15 protein-coding genes and 1 pseudogene are annotated in these 15,943 nt (G+C 64.6%); 12 read left to right on the top strand and 4 right to left on the bottom strand.

Annotated elements, in window-relative coordinates:
• Positions 1–286 precede the first annotated feature (286 nt).
• Positions 287–3,217: a TonB-dependent receptor gene (locus NDY25_RS20490; protein WP_168957845.1), complete on the bottom strand. Its 2,931-nt coding sequence runs from the start codon at positions 3,215–3,217 to the stop codon at positions 287–289.
• 263 nt (positions 3,218–3,480) lie between these two features.
• A pseudogene (locus tag NDY25_RS20485) lies at positions 3,481–4,451 on the bottom strand (LysR family transcriptional regulator).
• 415 nt (positions 4,452–4,866) lie between these two features.
• On the opposite strand from NDY25_RS20485, the gene NDY25_RS20480 reads away from it, so the two are divergent.
• The 5 genes from NDY25_RS20480 to fdxA all read left to right on the top strand — a co-directional run bounded on the left by NDY25_RS20480 (position 4,867) and on the right by fdxA (position 9,179).
• Complete coding sequence (locus NDY25_RS20480) at positions 4,867–5,499, top strand: 2-dehydro-3-deoxy-6-phosphogalactonate aldolase (protein ID WP_168957846.1); 633 nt, start codon at positions 4,867–4,869, stop codon at positions 5,497–5,499.
• On the top strand, positions 5,496–6,644 hold the full coding sequence (gene dgoD, locus NDY25_RS20475) for a galactonate dehydratase (protein WP_256627651.1): 1,149 nt from the start codon (positions 5,496–5,498) through the stop codon (positions 6,642–6,644). The genes NDY25_RS20480 and dgoD overlap by 4 nt, the downstream gene beginning before the upstream one ends.
• Positions 6,638–7,555 carry an SMP-30/gluconolactonase/LRE family protein gene (locus NDY25_RS20470; RefSeq protein ID WP_168957847.1) on the top strand — a complete coding sequence of 306 codons (918 nt, stop codon included), beginning with the start codon at positions 6,638–6,640 and terminating at the stop codon, positions 7,553–7,555. The genes dgoD and NDY25_RS20470 overlap by 7 nt, the downstream gene beginning before the upstream one ends.
• Positions 7,552–8,529 (top strand): 2-dehydro-3-deoxygalactonokinase, encoded by a 978-nt coding sequence (locus NDY25_RS20465; RefSeq protein WP_168957848.1) that lies wholly within the window; start codon positions 7,552–7,554, stop codon positions 8,527–8,529. Before NDY25_RS20470 ends, NDY25_RS20465 begins: the two co-directional genes overlap by 4 nt.
• Positions 8,530–8,855: 326 nt before the next feature.
• Complete coding sequence (gene fdxA, locus NDY25_RS20460) at positions 8,856–9,179, top strand: ferredoxin FdxA (protein WP_006453280.1); 324 nt, start codon at positions 8,856–8,858, stop codon at positions 9,177–9,179.
• 128 nt (positions 9,180–9,307) lie between these two features.
• Here fdxA and NDY25_RS20455 read toward each other — a convergent pair whose 3' ends face one another.
• The gene (locus NDY25_RS20455; protein WP_023903768.1) at positions 9,308–9,823 is read right to left on the bottom strand and encodes a hypothetical protein; all 516 of its coding nucleotides are present in this window, start codon (positions 9,821–9,823) and stop codon (positions 9,308–9,310) included.
• A gap of 16 nt (positions 9,824–9,839) precedes the next feature.
• Positions 9,840–10,748, bottom strand: a complete 909-nt coding sequence (gene dapA, locus NDY25_RS20450) for a 4-hydroxy-tetrahydrodipicolinate synthase (RefSeq protein WP_168957849.1) — start codon at positions 10,746–10,748, stop codon at positions 9,840–9,842.
• A 93-nt stretch (positions 10,749–10,841) separates the two neighbouring features.
• Between dapA and NDY25_RS20445 the strand changes: the two genes are divergently transcribed.
• The 7 genes from NDY25_RS20445 (at position 10,842) to thiD (ending at position 15,839) form a co-directional block, all read left to right on the top strand.
• On the top strand, positions 10,842–11,468 hold the full coding sequence (locus NDY25_RS20445) for a glycine cleavage system transcriptional repressor (RefSeq protein WP_023903766.1): 627 nt from the start codon (positions 10,842–10,844) through the stop codon (positions 11,466–11,468).
• Positions 11,469–11,481: 13 nt separating this feature from the next.
• Positions 11,482–11,832: a ribonuclease E inhibitor RraB gene (locus tag NDY25_RS20440; RefSeq protein ID WP_023903765.1), complete on the top strand. Its 351-nt coding sequence runs from the start codon at positions 11,482–11,484 to the stop codon at positions 11,830–11,832.
• 37 nt (positions 11,833–11,869) lie between these two features.
• Entirely contained in the window at positions 11,870–12,352 is a 483-nt protein-coding gene (locus tag NDY25_RS20435; protein ID WP_168957850.1) for a peroxiredoxin, read from the top strand.
• Between the two features lie 82 nt (positions 12,353–12,434).
• Complete coding sequence (locus NDY25_RS20430; protein WP_006453286.1) at positions 12,435–13,832, top strand: PhoH family protein; 1,398 nt, start codon at positions 12,435–12,437, stop codon at positions 13,830–13,832.
• A complete protein-coding gene (locus NDY25_RS20425; RefSeq protein ID WP_256627649.1) occupies positions 13,832–14,314 on the top strand; it encodes a hypothetical protein in 483 nt (160 codons plus the stop codon). Before NDY25_RS20430 ends, NDY25_RS20425 begins: the two co-directional genes overlap by 1 nt.
• A 6-nt stretch (positions 14,315–14,320) precedes the next feature.
• The gene (locus tag NDY25_RS20420; protein ID WP_168957852.1) at positions 14,321–14,992 is read left to right on the top strand and encodes a YoaK family protein; all 672 of its coding nucleotides are present in this window, start codon (positions 14,321–14,323) and stop codon (positions 14,990–14,992) included.
• 37 nt (positions 14,993–15,029) lie between these two features.
• Positions 15,030–15,839, top strand: coding sequence for a bifunctional hydroxymethylpyrimidine kinase/phosphomethylpyrimidine kinase (gene thiD, locus NDY25_RS20415; protein ID WP_168957853.1), 810 nt, complete (start codon positions 15,030–15,032; stop codon positions 15,837–15,839).
• The last annotated feature ends 104 nt before the right edge of the window (positions 15,840–15,943 follow it).

The raw sequence follows: 15,943 nt of genomic DNA, 5'->3' as shown, positions 1-15,943 counted from the left end.
CGAACGCCCTGCCCGTCGTTGTTGCTGGCCCGCATCCGCACACGGCAAAGGCTGCGGCTGGTTGGATGCGTGGTAATCCCGATAAGGCTTACCTAGCGGCTGCGGCCGGAGCATAGGGCGCGGCTGTCATGCCACACCAATGAAATATTCCTGGCGAGCTATTCCTGAAACCTATAGCAACATAGAGAAACCCGGCAGGTCTGGCGTTGCGGGCCAGGCTGCCGAATTCACCGAAACGGGCTCAACTCTGCGAACCAACGCATGCCGGAACCGTGATCGAGCACGCTTACCAGCTCATGCGCAGCACCAGCGAATAGCGCCGGTCGTTGACGAACGAAGAACGCGTGTACAAGCGCGGGTCCACTTCGCCCCCTTCGTACGAGGTCGGCCCCATCAACACCTTGGTCACGGTGTTGGTCAGGTTGTTGGCCTGCACGCCCAACTGCAGATGGTCGTTGAAGCGATAGAAGAACGAGCCGTCGAGCTGGCCATAGTCGTCGGCCCAGGTCGGCAGGCGCGTGGCCGCGTCGCTGGTGGTCAGCAGATAGCGCGAGCGCCAGTTGTAGGCCAGTCGCAGCGACAGCGGACCCTTCTCGTAGATGCCGGCCAGGTTGTAGCTGCGCCGCGACAAGCCTTCCAGCGGCAACTCGACGCCGGTGACGGTGGTGTTGGTGTACGGGTCGGTCGCGGTGTTGGCGCCGCCCTGGCTATCGACGAAGGTGAAGTTGGCATTGACGCCGAACCCGCTCAGCCAACCCGGCAACTGATCGAAGAACTGGGTATAGCCCAGTTCCGCGCCGCGGATGGTGCCCTCGTCCATGTTGTACGGGCGCGTCACCAGCCATGCGCGGTTGTCGTAGATCTCGTTGCGGGTCTGGGTGGAGAAGTAATCCTTGACCTTCTTGTAGAACAGCGTGGCGTACAGCATGTCGCTGGTGTCGAAGTACCACTCCAGCGCGGTGTCGAACTGGTTGGCCACCATCGGCTTGAGGTTCGGGTTGCCGGCGGTGCCGACGAAGTCGGTGGCCTGGCCGGCGTCGTTGGTCTCCACGTTGAGCAACACATACGGCTGCAGCTGGGTGTAATCCGGGCGCGCCATCGCCTTGGAGGCGGCAAAGCGCCACTGCAAGGTGTCGGTGAAGCGCAGACGCAGGTTCAAGCTGGGCAATACATTGGTGTAGCTGCCTTCGGAATTGTTCTCGAAATACTGCCCGGTGTAGCGCGCCTGCAGTTCGGGCGAGACATTGAGGCCGGCCAGATTCTGAAACTGGCCGAAGCCTTCGGCATGGGTCTTGGTCTGCACCACACGGATGCCGACGTTGCCGTCCACCGGAATGCCCCAGGCCTCGTCGTTGCCGAAGTACAGCGCTGCATACGCCGCCTGGGTGCGTTCGAACTGGCGGTTGGTATCCTGCGGCTGATAGGTGTCCGGTGCCCAGCCATAGCCGCGCAGCGCCACGATCTGCTGGATCATCTGCGAGGCCGAGCCGTAGTTGTTGACCAGGCTGCTGTTGGGCACCACCAACGTGGTCGGCACGTTCACCCCACCGCGGAAGAAGTTGGAGAAGGTGAACAACGACGACTGATCGGTCATGAACTCCGACATGTTCGCCAGGCCATTGCTGGTGCCCGGAATCGCGGCCCAGTTGTCGGAGATCACGCCCCAGTTGTAGCCGGAGTTCTTGTTGATCTGATTGCGGTCGGTGGCACGCATGCCGAAGCGCGCAAAGCGCAGCCAGCTGCTGTCATCGAAGGTGTATTCCAGATCCACGCGGGTGGACAGCTGCCGCCCGCGATTCTTGCCCAGGTGGTCCATCGCCGCCGCCCAGAAGTAATTGGACGGATCCTGGGTAAAGGCCGGGTTGGCGATCTGCACACTGGGATACTTGCCCGACACGTCATAAGACAGCCCAGGCAGATAGGTCGCGCTGAACACGGTGAAATCCAGCTGCTCGTTCTCCGATTGCACCAACTGCATATCGCCCTTGATCTGCAGGTTGTCGTTGAAGAAGTGGCTGAAGCCCACCGACAGGTCGGTGGTGGTGGTGCGCTGTTCGGAATAGCGGTTGTCGGTATTGAAACGCACGCCATCGCCGGTAAGCACACCGCGCCATGAGCTGGACACCGGCGAGCCCCGCAGAAACCCGCCACGATCGTCGTAGTCGAAGGTGGTGCCCGGCGCCGGGGTGATGCTGTTGTTGCTGTCGTTGAAGAACGCCGCGCGCTCCTGCCAGTTCATCTCGTAACGCGAACGCAGGAACTGGGCATAGATCTCGGTGGCATCGCTGGGCTTCCACTGGAAGGCGGCCGCAATGCCGTCGCGCTTGCGCTCGAAATCCAGCTGACGCCAGTTCACCCCGCCCGGTACATACACCTCGCTGCGCCCGCTGCCGGCCAGCACTGCCTCGTCGGTACGCCGCACGTACGGTTCGACCTGGATGCCGTCCGAGCGCGTTGCCAGCTCCGAATGCGCGATGTCGATCATGAAGCCCATCTCGCCGATGCCGGTGTCCCAGCGATCGCTGAACAGGAACGAGGCCGACGGCTTGTACTGCTTGCTCATGTCGCCGTAGTTGTAATCGACATTGCCACCGACGATCCGGCCCGGATTGTCGAACGGCATGCGCGTGCGCAGGTTGACCGTGCCGCCCAGGCCGCCCTCGATGATTTCGGCCGAGGGATTCTTGTAGACGTCCACACCGGCCATCAGCTCGGCCGGCACGTCCTCGAAGCTCAGTCCGCGGCCGCTGGCGGCGCTGAAGATGTCGCGCCCATTGAGTTCGCCGCGCACCTGGGTCAGGCCGCGGATCATCACCCCGCTGCCTTCGGCCGAGAAGTGATCGGGGTCGCTGCGCGCGGCGAAGTGATCAATGGTCACGCCGCTGACGCGCTGCAGGGTTTCGGTAACGCTGCGATCGGGCAAGGCGCCGATGTCTTCGGCACTCACCGAATCCACGATCTGGCTGGCGTCGCGCTTGATTACCTGCGACTTGATCAGGCTGGCGCGCACACCGCGCACTTCCACCGCATCCAGATCCACGGCGTTGCCGCCGGCATTGGTGAGCGGAGCGTTCTGTGACGTCTGCGCCTGCTGGGCATAAACCGGCGCTGCGAGAAGCAGCGCAATGCTGACGGCCATGGCGGAATGAGGCAAACGCAAGGTAAGGCGAGCGCGCACGCCCGTACCTGCCGGTGCATGGCTTGAAAAGGTGTACATCCGAATCCCTCCCAGGACGCAAGACGACTGAAGACTGGTTGTCGCGGCACCGCAAGCGGGCCGCACGATCGTGTGGGATCCGCACGCGAGCGTGCGGGTCCACCCTCCCACTGCATGGCGGCTTGGCCGCCGATCACCTGCCCGACTTCACGTGCGCTTCAGCGTGCGATCTGACTCACAGATATAGGCGCGTGATCTAGCGTCAACCAATGAAAAAATCACGAACTACTATTCCCTGACGGAATAGAAATGGCAGAGCTCGCTTAGCCAAGGGATTCCGGGCCGCGCAAAGCCGGATACAAACGACGCGCGGTGGTGCGTAGCGCCTGCAAAATGCGCTCGGCACCCGGCGGCAGGATGTAATCGCGCCGGCGGATGATGCCGAACGACTCCATCCGCACCCCCAGTTCGATCGGCAGCACGGTCAGCAGCTTGGCCTGGATCAGCGCCGCCACCGACTCCACCGGCAAGGCGGTCAACATGTCGGTGCCGCGCAGCAGGGTCGAGGTGACCGGCAAGGACGAGGTCTCGATCGCATTGGTCGGTGTCTGCACGCCGTGCTCCATGAACATCGAATCCAGCCGCGCGCGCAGCACGCTGTCGGCCGGCGGCAGGATCCAGCCATAGCGCACCAGATCGGCATGCTGCAGACCGGCGCGGCTGGCCAGCGGGTGGCCGGCACGTGCGATCACCGAATGCGGCTCGTCGGCCAGCGGCTCGAACTCCAGCTCGCCCACGCCCTCCGGCCCCAGGATGCGGCCGATCACGATGTCCAGCTGGCCATCCAGCAACTTGGCCACCAGCGGCCGGCTGTAGTCCATTTCCACCCGCACCAGGATGTCCGGGAACTCGCGTTTGACCTCGGCAATCGCCTGCGGCACCAGATTGGTGCCCGGATTGACCACCGTACCGATCGAGGCCTGACCCATGCGCCCGGCACGCAGTGCGGCGATCTCTTCCTGCGCCCGGCCGATCTCCGACATTGCCGCGCGCGCCGCCGGATCAGCACATGGCCGTACCAGGTCGGCTCGACCCCGCGCGCATGCCGTTCGAACAACTTCACCCCCAGCATGTCCTCCATTTCCGCCAGTAGCTTGGAGGCGGCCGGCTGGGTCATGCTGGCAGCCTCGGCCGCACGCAGGACCGAGCGCTGTTCGTGCAAATGCAGCAGCAACAAGAGCTGACGCGTCTTCAGCCGGGCTGCGTTGAACCAGGGAGTACCGGAATTTGCCATGGAGGTCGCCGCGAAGGTGTATTCGTAGGAGGAATAGAATATGCCGAAAATTTCATTTGCAGCACATATCTCCCCGCGCAAGGCTATCGAACGCCGCACCAGGAGCCCCGACCTCCCGGGCGCGGCCAGAACAGACGTGACCCATCTTCCACAAGGTGGCAACACGCATGCCATGACTGCGGAGGTGGACGACGATGACGGCATCTTGCCAGCCCATTGCAGGCTGTTGGAGTGCGCACGCAATTGCTGCAATCGGCCCGTCATTGCGTCGCGGCACCCTGCCCGCCCCCATGTTCCTGATCTTTCACCGTGCGCCTGCAGACCACGTTTGCAGCGCGCAGTTGCGCAAGCTCCCCCGACGTTGCCGGCCATCTGGTCGCCGACGGCCGCTTTCCGCTCTATCGCGAGTAACCCGATGACCTCAGACACCACTGCCAGCCTGTTCGCCCTGCCGCTGATCGCCATCCTGCGTGGCATCACGCCGGAAGAAACACTCGACCATGTCGGCGCGCTGATCGATGCCGGTTTCGACGCGATCGAAATCCCGCTCAATTCGCCGCGCTGGGCCGAGAGCATCGCGCTGGCCCAGCAGACCTACGGCGAGCGCGCCTGGATCGGTGCCGGCACCGTGCTGCGCAACGAAGACGTCGACACCCTGGCCGAGATCGGTGCGCGCTTCATCGTCACCCCGAATACGCGTCCGTCGCTGATCCGCCATGCGGTGTCGCGCGGGCTCACCGTGGTGGCAGGCTTCGCCACTGCCAGCGAGGCGTTCGACGCCATCGACGCCGGCGCCACCATCCTCAAACTATTCCCGGCCGCGACGTATGGCGCCGCACACGTGCGCGCGCTGCGCTCGGTGCTGCCCAAGCACATTCCGGTCTACGTGGTCGGCGGCGTCAGCCCGCAGACCCTGGCTGGCTTCATCGCCCAAGGCGCTGCCGGCGCCGGCATCGGTGGCGAACTGTACAAACCCGCGCAATCGCTCGAAACGACCCAGACGCATGCACGCGCCTTCGTGCAGGCCTACCAGGAACTGCAAGGATGAAGATCACCCGCCTTACCACCTACCACGCCGCCCCGCGCTGGCTGTTCCTCAAGGTCGAGACCGACGAGGGCATCACCGGCTGGGGCGAACCGGTCATCGAAGGCCGCGCACGCTCGGTGGAAGCGGCCGTGCACGAACTGGCCGGCTACGTCGTCGGCAAGGATCCGGCGCGCATCAACGACCTGTGGCAGACCATGTACCGCGCCGGTTTCTATCGCGGCGGCGCCATCCTGATGAGCGCCATCGCCGGTATCGACCAGGCGCTGTGGGACATCAAGGGCAAGGCACTGGGCGTGCCGGTGTACGAGCTGCTGGGCGGGCTGGTGCGCGATCGCATGAAGACCTACCGCTGGGTCGGCGGCGACCGTCCCGGCGCCATCATCCAGCAGATCACCGACTACCGCGCGCTGGGCTTTGACACCTTCAAGTTCAACGGCACCGAAGAGATGAAGCTGATCGACAGCGCGCGCGCCGTCGACGCCGCCGTGGTCAAGGTCGCCGAAATCCGCGAGGCCTTCGGCAACACCATCGACTTCGGTATCGACTTCCACGGCCGCGTCGGCGCGCCGATGGCCAAGGCGCTGCTGCGCGAGCTGGAGCCGTTCAAGCCGCTGTTCGTGGAAGAACCGGTACTGGCCGAACAGGCCGAGTACTACCCGCGCCTGGCCGCCAGCACCTCGATTCCGCTGGCTGCCGGCGAGCGCATGTTCTCGCGCTTCGAATTCAAGAACGTGCTGTGCGCCGGCGGCATCGGCATGGTGCAGCCGGATCTCTCGCATGCCGGCGGCATCACCGAGTGCGTCAAGATCGCCGCGATGGCCGAAGCCTACGATGTCGGCTTCGCCCCGCACTGCCCGCTCGGCCCGATCGCACTGGCTGCATGTCTGCACGTGGACTTCGTTTCGCACAACGCGGTGCTGCAGGAACAGAGCATCGGCATCCATTACAACGAAGGCGCCGACCTGCTCGATTACGTCATCAATAAAGACGATTTTCAGTGTGTGGATGGCGGTATCGCCGCCCTGCCCAAGCCCGGGCTCGGTGTGGAGATCAACGAAGAGATGCTCAAGCGCGCAAACGAAAATCCGCCCGATTGGCGCAACCCGGTGTGGCGTCACAGCGATGGCAGCATCGCCGAATGGTAAGCACGACAGAACACACCGCGGTACTGGCGGTCGACAGCCGCTGCACGCATGGCGAAGGCGTGCTGTGGTGCGAGCAGCGTGAGGCGCTGTACTGGGTCGACATCAGCGAAAAACGTCTGTGGCGGCATCACCCGCAAAGCGCGCATACGCGCTACTGGACGCTGCCCGATCGGCCGGGCTGCATCGGCTTGATGGACGACGGCCGCGTGCTGATCGCGCTGGCCAAATCGATCTGCATCGCCGACCCGGACAACGCCGACGGAGAGGGCGATGCGCTGCCGCTGAAAAAGCTCGCCGATGTCGAAGCCGACAACCCGCACACGCGCAGCAACGATGGCCGCGCCGATCGCAACGGCAACTTCGTGTTCGGCACCATGGGCGAACACGACGACAAGGCCGCGCGCGGCGCGATGTATCAGTTCTCGCTGCGTCACGGTCTGCGCGCCTTGCCGCTGCCGGGCGTGTCGATCCCCAACTCGATCTGCTTCAGCCCCGATGGCCGCACCCTGTATTACTGCGACTCGGTGCGCCCGCAGATCCTGTGCTGCGACTACGACGCCGACAGCGCGCAGACCAGCAACACGCGCGTGTTCACCACACTGGATCGCGACGATGCCGAGCCGGACGGCTCCATCATCGACAGCGAGGGGCATCTTTGGAATGCGCAGTGGCGCGCCTGGCGCGTGGTGCGCTACCGCCCCGACGGCAGCGTCGAGCGCATCGTGCAACTACCGGTCAAGCACCCCACCTGCAGCGCCTTCGGCGGTGCGGCGCTGGATCGCCTGCATGTGATCAGCTCGCGTCTGGACCATAGCGCCGAAGAACTTGCCCGCACACCGGAAGCCGGCGGCCTGTACCTCTGCGATGTGCCCATCAACGGCCTGCCCGAGAGCCGGGTAGCCAGCGCATGATCGCCATCGACTGGGGCACCAGCAGCCTGCGCGGGTATCTGCTCGATGCCGATGGCAGCGTGCTGGAGCAACGCCGCGGCAGCGACGGCATCCTGGCCTGCCAGGGCCGCTTTGCCGAGGTGTTGAGCACGCTGATCGACGGGTGGGACGGCCCGGTGTTGCTCTCGGGCATGATCGGCAGCCGCAACGGCTGGGTCGAACAGGCCTATCTGCCCTGCCCTGCCGACACCGCCGCGCTTGCGCAGGCAATGCGCAGCTACGACGACTTGCTGCCCGGACGCACCCTGTGGTTCGTGCCCGGCGTGAGCACCGGCGAACAACGCGGCGTGCTCGATGCAAGCGCCAGCGAACGACATAGCGTGCCCGATGCGAACACCGACGAACAGCACGGTGTGCCCGATGTAGGCACCGGCGAACGGCATAGCGTGCCCGATGTCATGCGTGGCGAAGAAACCCAACTGGTCGGCCTGATCGCCGCACTCGGCGACGGCGAACACGTCGCCTGCCTGCCCGGCACGCACAGCAAATGGGCGCAGATCGCCAACGGCCAGCTGACCGGTTTCGCCACTGTCATGACTGGCGAGCTGTATGCGGTGCTACGCCAGCACAGCATCCTCGGCAAGCTGATGCAAGACGATCACACCGAACTCGACGGCGACGCGTTCCTGCAAGGGGTCGATCGCAGCGCCGACCCCGGCGGCCTCAGCCATCATCTGTTCGGTGCCCGCACGCTGGGTCTGTTCGACCGCCTCACCGCCACCGCACTGCCGTCCTACCTCTCGGGCCTGCTGATCGGCCACGAACTGCGCGAGCACCGCGGTGACCACGGCACCGTCCACTTGGTCGGCAGCCCCGCCCTTGCGCAGCGTTATGCACTGGCGCTGGCGCATTTGGGTATCAAAACCCAGCTGCATCCGGAAGATCTGGCCGCTACGGGGTTGTTCGCGCTGGCCAGCCAGCGTGGGTTGGTTTGATACGCAGCGTAAGTTGATCTGATCAAGCCGCCGGCAGTTGATTTACTTCGGCTGGCGCGTGGCGACGTGTTCGTCATGCCGAACCCTCGAGCAGGGAAACAAAGCCCCTCTCCTGCGGGAGAGGGGTTGGGGTGAGGGTACGGGGCGAAGCCGCTACGAATGGCGGGTAACCCGAGGCTTCGCCCGTACCCTCATCCGCCCCTGCGGGGCACCTTCTCCCGATGGGAGAAGGAATCAACCCCAACGCAGAAAACCAAAATCCCCAGCACCCCCACACCCAGCACCCGACTGCTTTAGAATTGGCAGGCTAAACGCCGGATTCCACCATGCCTTTTGTTGTCACCGAAAACTGCATCAAGTGCAAATACACCGACTGCGTCGAGGTCTGTCCGGTGGATTGCTTCCATGTCGGCCCGAACTTTCTGGTCATCGACCCGGACGAGTGCATCGACTGCACCCTGTGCGAGCCCGAATGCCCGGCCAACGCGATCTACCCGGAAGACGACGTGCCAGCAGGCCAGGAAGGCTTCGTCGCGCTTAACGCTGAGCTCGCCAAGGCCTGGCCGGTGCTGACCGTGCGCCAGGAGCCGTTGCCCGATGCCGCCGAATGGGACGGCAAGCCGAACAAGTTGCCGCTGCTGCAGCGCTAAAAACAGCGTTGCGCTATCCAGCCCGGCACGTTGCGACAGCGCAACACTGCGGCGGCGACACAGCACCAAAACGCAAAACGGGCGCCCAAAGCGCCCGTTTCGCTATCTGACACTGGCAACTACCAGACTCAGCCGCCCAACTTGCCCTTCAACGCAGCAATCAGCGACACCGGTGCCGCCAACGTTGCCGGCATGCCACGCGGGTCCACGGCCGACACATAGCTGCCCGCGTCGGTCTTGACCACGCGCACCAGGAAGCTGGCGCCTTCGTAGGTCACATCGTAGGAGCCGAGCATCTGCGCCTTGCTGGCGATGGTCAGGCCCGGGATATCGGCCAGTGCTGCACCCACTTTGGCAAATACTTCGTCACGCTCGCCCGGCACGGTAAAGCCGCTGTTGGCGCTTGCCGACGGGGCCGAGGTGGTCTGCTGGGTGGTCGATGCCAGCGTTGGCACCTTCATCGCACCCGAGGTGTCGGGCAGGTTCAGGTCCGGCGGCACTTCCAGCGGACGGGCCTCCGGCGCCAGCGCGTAGTCGCCGCGCGCGCCCTTGTGGAACCAGCTGCAACCACTCGTGGCGGCGACGGTGGCGGTCGCCAGCAACGCGAGCGAGAGCACGCGGACGGGGGAAACGGAATGACGCATCGATAGATCTCCTGGGTCAGGCCGCGAGCATTTCGCGGCTGGAAAGCGCTTCCAACGCAATCGCGTCGGCGGCAAGGCGGTCGGCGGCAGGCTGGTGCGCCGCAGAAAGTGGCAGTAACGGCAAACGCAGGCCGTGCCCGATCCCGGCCCGCTGCAGCAGCGCCTTGACCGGGATGGGATTGGATTCGATACCGCAGAAGCTGTGGTACTCGCTCAGGCGCGCGTCCCAGGCGAGCGCAGCGTCGCGCTGACCGTCGCGGGCCAGATCGCACAGCCGCCGATATGCCGACGGCAACGCATTGGACGCCACCGAAATCAGCCCGTCGGCGCCCGACAGCATCGCATGCGCGGCACTGCCATCGTCGCCACTGAGCACCACAAAGGCATCGCTACGCAACGCAAGCAGCGCGGCGATGCGCTCGGGTTCGCTACGCGCTTCCTTGATGCAGATGATATTCGGATGCCCGACCAGCTTGGCAACCGTCTCCGGCAACAGATCGCAACCGGTGCGGCCCGGCACGTTGTACAGCACCACCGGCAGCCCGCCGTTGTCGGCAACCGCCAGAAAGTGCGCCTGCAAGCCGGCCTGGGTCGGGCGGACATACGGCGGCGTCACCACCAGCGCGTACTGCGCGCCCAAGGCGGCGGCGCGACGTGTCTGCGCAATGGTCTTGGCGGTGCCCGACAGCCCGGTCCCGGCCAGCACCGGCACCCGGCCGGCGACCTGCGCAACGGCGGCACGCAACAGCGTGTCGTACTCCTCGTCGCTCAATGCAGCGGCTTCGCCGGTGGAGCCGGCAACCACGATTCCCTGCACGCCGCCATGCAGCTGCTGCTCCAGCAGCCGCCGCCAGGCATCCAGGTCGAGTGCGCCATCCGGACCGAAAGGGGTCGCCAGCGCGGTGATGATGCCGGAAAGGGACAAGATTCAGCTGCTCTTACGTGACAGGAAAAGGCCCGCGCGCACGCGGGTTGTGGCCGCCTGCATGTTACTTGCGGCGCGAAACCACGGGCAAGTATGCTGGTCATCGCCAGGGCGCCTGCCCGGGCGGCCATTCAGCCTGATGCAATGCCGGAACCCCCTTTGACCGACACCACACCCCGGCCCTCGCCGACCGAAAATCACCTCCTGATCAACGCCTACACGACGCATCCGGAGTCCCCCCTGTTGCCCGTCACCCGCCGCATCGCCGACAGCGGCTGCAATCTCGTGGACGCCCGCTTGGCCACGGTGGGGCGCGATGTCTCGGTCACCGCACTGGCGACCGGCTCCTGGGATTCGGTCGCCAAGCTCGAGGCGATGCTGACCCGGCTCGAACGCGAAGAAGGCCTCAAGCTGGTCTGGTACCGCACCGGCCCCAAGCAGACCCAGTCCAACCTGCTGCCCTACATCGTCGAAGTCATCGCTGCCGACAAGCCGGGCATCCTGTTCCAGCTGGCCGATTTCTTCGACCGCCAGGGCATCACCATCGAGAACCTGCAGAGCACGCGCTATCGCGCCATGCAGACCGGCGCGGAGATGTTTTCTGCGCAGGTGACGATCGGGGTGCCGGCCAACATGCACATCGCCGCATTGCGCGATGATTTTCTGGAATTCTGTGATCACCTCAATCTCGACGCGATCATGGACCCGATGAAGTTTTAAGGCAGACGTCCCGATGGCCATCGCCCTATCCGCGCTGAAACAGATGTTCGATCACATCCGCTCCGAGACCGACTGGAATCTCGACGGTCCGTTGCGCTGGGAATATTTCTTCGCCGACCCGGCGCAGCAACCGCTGCAAAAACTCGCCGAGCAACTGACCACGGACGGCTATCGCGTCATCGACATCTTCCTCGGCGAACGCGACGAAGACGATGGCGACGACGAAGAATCGTATTTCCTGCATGTGGACAAGCTGGAACAGCACACCATCGAGTCGCTGAATCAGCGCAATGCGGAGTTCGACGCGCTTGCCAAACGTTTCCATGTGGCTGCTTATGATGGGATGGACGTCGGCCCGGCATGACCGAGCCGCACGCCCCTCCACTTTGGGCTGAGCAACGATGACCGACGCTGTCTTTGAATTACCCGCTGCAACCTTCGACCTGCCGCTGGCGCTGTCCGGCGGCATCCAGACCAGCTTGCGCGGCTACGCCGGCAGATGGGTGGTGCTGTACTTCTATCCGAAAGACAGCACGCCCGGCTGCACCACCGAAGGCCTGGATTTCAACGCGCTGCTGCCGCAGTTCACACAGGCTGGCGCGGTGATCCTGGGCGTCTCGCGCGACTCGGTGAAGTCGCACGACAATTTTTGCGCCAAGCAGGGATTCACCTTTCCGCTGATCAGCGATGGCGACGAGGCCTTGTGCCGCGCCTTCGACGTGATCAAGGAAAAAAACATGTACGGCAAGCAGGTGCTCGGCATCGAGCGCAGCACCTTCCTGCTGTCGCCCGAGGGGCATGTGGTGCAGGCCTGGCGCAAGGTCAAGGTCGCCGGCCATGCTGACGCCGTGCTGGCTGCGTTGAAGGCGCACGCCAAACAGTGATGCCCCTCGTTTCCCGTGTCCTCCATCACCCTGCGCCTGCAGGCGTGATGGCTCGCCCCTGCTCCATCACTTGGAAGACCCAATGACCCGAGGCAAGCGCATCTACGTGCTGGACACCAACGTGCTGATGCACGATCCCACCGCGCTGTTCAAATTCGAGGAACACGATGTGTTCCTGCCGATGCAGGTGATCGAGGAACTCGACAACGCCAAGAAGGGCACTTCCGAAGTCAGCCGCAATGCGCGCCAGGTCAGTCGCTTCCTGGACGAACTGCTGGAGAACACCAACGCCGAGCAGATCAAGACCGGCATCCTGCTCAGCCACCCACAGGGTATCCAGCTCAAGGGCCAGGCCGCCATCGGCCGGCTGTATTTCCAGATCCACCCGATCGATCCGGGCCGCACCTTCGGCGAGATGATTCCGGACAACAAGATCCTGGCATCGGTGCTGGCGCTGTGCGAAGAAAACCCGGACGTGCCGGTCATTCTGGTGTCCAAGGACATCAACCTGCGCATCAAGGCCTACATCAGCGGCCTGAATGCAGAGGACTATCAGAACGACCGCGCGCTGGACGATTTCAGCCTGCTGTTCACCGGCGCTGTCGAGCTGCCGGAAGACTTCTGGCAGAAGCACAACGAAGACCTGCGCAGCTGGAACGAGCGTGGCCGCACCCATTACGAAATCGTGCTGGCCGACGACGAAGACTGGCATCACAACCAGTACCTGTATCTGCCGGGCGAGGACGAAGTGGAACTGCGCGTGGCCAGGATCGGCGGCGGCAAGGCCACCTTGTGCCTGGTGGACGATTTCCGCACCAGCCCGCACGCGGTGTGGGGCATCGTGGCGCGCAACCGCGAGCAGAATTTCGCGCTCAACGCGTTAATGGATCCGGAGATCGATTTCGTCACCCTGCTCGGCACCGCCGGCACCGGCAAGACCCTGCTCGCGCTGGCCGCCGGCCTGGCGCAGACGATGGATCAGCAGCGTTACCGCGAAATCATCATGACCCGCGCCACCGTGAGCGTGGGCGAAGACATCGGCTTTTTGCCCGGCACCGAAGAGGAAAAGATGACCCCATGGATGGGCGCACTGACCGACAACCTGGAAGTGCTCACGCACAATCAGGAAGGCGGTGCCTGGGGGCGTGCGGCAACCAACGATCTGCTCGCCAGCCGCATCAAGATCCGCTCGATGAACTTCATGCGCGGGCGCACCTTCCTGTCGCGCTATCTGATTCTGGACGAGGCACAGAACCTCACTCCCAAGCAGATGAAGACGCTGATCACCCGCGCCGGCCCCGGCACCAAGATCGTGTGTCTGGGCAACGTCGAACAGATCGACACGCCCTACCTCACCGAGACCACCTCGGGCCTGACCTACGCGGTGGATCGCTTCAAGGCCTGGCCGCATAGCGCGCACATCACGCTGCGTCGCGGCGAGCGCTCGCGCCTGGCCGACTTCGCCTCGGAGGTGCTGTGATGCATCCGCTGCGCGGCGCTGCGGCGTTCGCACTGATTGCACTGGCCGGCTGCGCAACCACGCCGCCGCCCGCCAGCGTGCCCACCAACATCAAGAGCGGGCAGTCGTGGGTCATCACGCGCCAGGGCATTGCCGAGCAGGTGCTGGACACCTGCTCGCGCGACAACCCGGCGCGTCATCCGGGCCAGATCACCGGCTATTGGACACCTGGCCAGCAACAGATCGAACAGCTCGAATCCAGGCAGGATGCATTGACGCCGACCATCCCCGAGCCGCGCGATTTCGACCGCCAATATGTGGGCGTAGTGATCCAGGGCCAGCAGCTGATCTACATCAATGCCTTCAAGCTGCCGAACGATCCGCCAGTGAAACCGGCCAAAGAGGCGATCCGGGTATGCGACGGCGGCAGTGCCTTCTGGGGCGCGCTGTACGACCCGCAAACCGGCGCGTTTTCGCAGATCGCCGTCAACGGCACCCCCTGACCCGACATGGGAATCCTGCTGCCGCGCTGGGTCTGGATTGGCGCGGTGGCATTGTCGGGTGTGGCCGGCATGGTCAACGTGGTCGGCTACCTGGGCTCCGAACATCAGGTGGTCAGCCACCTTACCGGCACCACCAGCCTGCTCGGCGTTGCCCTGGTGCAAAACACCGCGCCGGAAATCGGCTTTCTCTGGGGCATTCTGATCGCCTTCTGCGCAGGCGCCATGCTCAGCGGCCTGATCATCCAGGACGATGTCCTGCGGCTTGGACAGCGCTACGGCGTGGCACTGCTGCTCGAAGCGCTGCTGTTGCTGGCCGCGATTCCGCTGTTCAAGCTGCATCACATCGGCGGCGTGCTGGTCGCCGCAGGCGCCTGCGGCCTGCAGAACGCCATGGCCACCACCCTCAGCGGCGCAGCGGTCCGTACCACGCATCTGAGCGGCATGTTCACCGACCTGGGCATCGGCCTGGGCCACCTGCTGCGCGGGCGCCCGCTGCAACTGCGCCGGCTCACTCTGAGCGGGTTGATCATCAGCGGCTTTCTCGGCGGCAGCATCCTCGGCACCTGGCTGTTCCAGCGCTGGCACTACGACGCGCTCTATCTGCCAGCCGGCCTCACCGGATTGACCGGTGCCGGCTACGTTGCCTACCTGCAATGGCGTCGCTGGCGCGCGCGATGACCCGCACATCCAACCGACAGCAGTGCAGAATCCACGCATGACCACGCCCAGCACGCTGTCCGCATTGACCATCGCCGGCTCCGATTCCGGCGGCGGTGCCGGCATTCAGGCAGATCTCAAGACCTTCGCCGCACACCGCGTGCATGGGTTGTCGGCCATCGCTGCGTTGACCGCGCAAAACACCCGTTCGGTTACCGCCGTGCACATCCCGCCGATCGCATTTCTGCAGGCGCAGATCGACGCCTGTTTCGCCGATTTCGACATTCAGGCGGTCAAGCTCGGCATGCTCGCCAATGCCGAAGTCATCCATTGCGTGGCCGATCTGCTCGAAAAATATCGCCCACCGTTCGTGGTACTCGACCCGGTGATGGTCTCCACCAGCGGCGCGCGCCTGCTCGAAGACGCCGCACTGGACGCGCTACGTACGCGGCTGCTGCCCCTGGCCACGCTGATCACCCCCAACACGCCCGAAGCCGAGCTGCTGACCGGCCGCCGCATCGACGATGCCGACGCCGCCGAGCACGCCACCGCAGCCCTGCTCGACCTGGGCGCCAACGCCGTGCTGCTCAAGGGCGGACATCTGCTCGAAGGCGCACGCGTGATCGACCGCTTCGATGACGGCGTCACCCAGAACGTGTTCATGCATCCACGCCTGCAGGTCGACGCGCACGGTACCGGCTGCAGCCTGTCGGCCGCCATTACTGCGCAGCTGTGCCAGGGCCTGTCCCTGCTCAACGCCTGCGAAGCGGCGATCGACTACGTTGCGCGCGCGATCCGCCTCGGCCACGCCCCAGGTCACAGCGAGGTCCTGGTGCTCGACCACTTCGGCGCCGCGCCCAGCGCGTGAGCATGCGCGGATGAAAGCGCCTGCCGCCGTGACCACTGCATGCGGCGCACCCACATGAGCAAGCCCGCAGGCAATCGCGTGTCACAAAAGGATTGACGAGTACG

The organism is Xanthomonas hortorum pv. pelargonii (assembly GCF_024499015.1).
Lineage (GTDB): Bacteria > Pseudomonadota > Gammaproteobacteria > Xanthomonadales > Xanthomonadaceae > Xanthomonas > Xanthomonas hortorum_B.
This window is presented reverse-complemented; position numbering and strand designations above follow the sequence as displayed.

Coding starts and splice junctions, on each gene's coding strand:
- NDY25_RS20490 (WP_168957845.1), bottom strand. CDS start 3,217: ATGTACACCTTTTCAAGCCATGCACCGGCAGGTACGGGCGTGCGCGCT.
- NDY25_RS20480 (WP_168957846.1), top strand. CDS start 4,867: ATGACCTCAGACACCACTGCCAGCCTGTTCGCCCTGCCGCTGATCGCC.
- dgoD (WP_256627651.1), top strand. CDS start 5,496: ATGAAGATCACCCGCCTTACCACCTACCACGCCGCCCCGCGCTGGCTG.
- NDY25_RS20470 (WP_168957847.1), top strand. CDS start 6,638: ATGGTAAGCACGACAGAACACACCGCGGTACTGGCGGTCGACAGCCGC.
- NDY25_RS20465 (WP_168957848.1), top strand. CDS start 7,552: ATGATCGCCATCGACTGGGGCACCAGCAGCCTGCGCGGGTATCTGCTC.
- fdxA (WP_006453280.1), top strand. CDS start 8,856: ATGCCTTTTGTTGTCACCGAAAACTGCATCAAGTGCAAATACACCGAC.
- NDY25_RS20455 (WP_023903768.1), bottom strand. CDS start 9,823: ATGCGTCATTCCGTTTCCCCCGTCCGCGTGCTCTCGCTCGCGTTGCTG.
- NDY25_RS20445 (WP_023903766.1), top strand. CDS start 10,842: ATGCTGGTCATCGCCAGGGCGCCTGCCCGGGCGGCCATTCAGCCTGAT.
- NDY25_RS20440 (WP_023903765.1), top strand. CDS start 11,482: ATGGCCATCGCCCTATCCGCGCTGAAACAGATGTTCGATCACATCCGC.
- NDY25_RS20435 (WP_168957850.1), top strand. CDS start 11,870: ATGACCGACGCTGTCTTTGAATTACCCGCTGCAACCTTCGACCTGCCG.
- NDY25_RS20430 (WP_006453286.1), top strand. CDS start 12,435: ATGACCCGAGGCAAGCGCATCTACGTGCTGGACACCAACGTGCTGATG.
- NDY25_RS20425 (WP_256627649.1), top strand. CDS start 13,832: ATGCATCCGCTGCGCGGCGCTGCGGCGTTCGCACTGATTGCACTGGCC.
- NDY25_RS20420 (WP_168957852.1), top strand. CDS start 14,321: ATGGGAATCCTGCTGCCGCGCTGGGTCTGGATTGGCGCGGTGGCATTG.
- thiD (WP_168957853.1), top strand. CDS start 15,030: ATGACCACGCCCAGCACGCTGTCCGCATTGACCATCGCCGGCTCCGAT.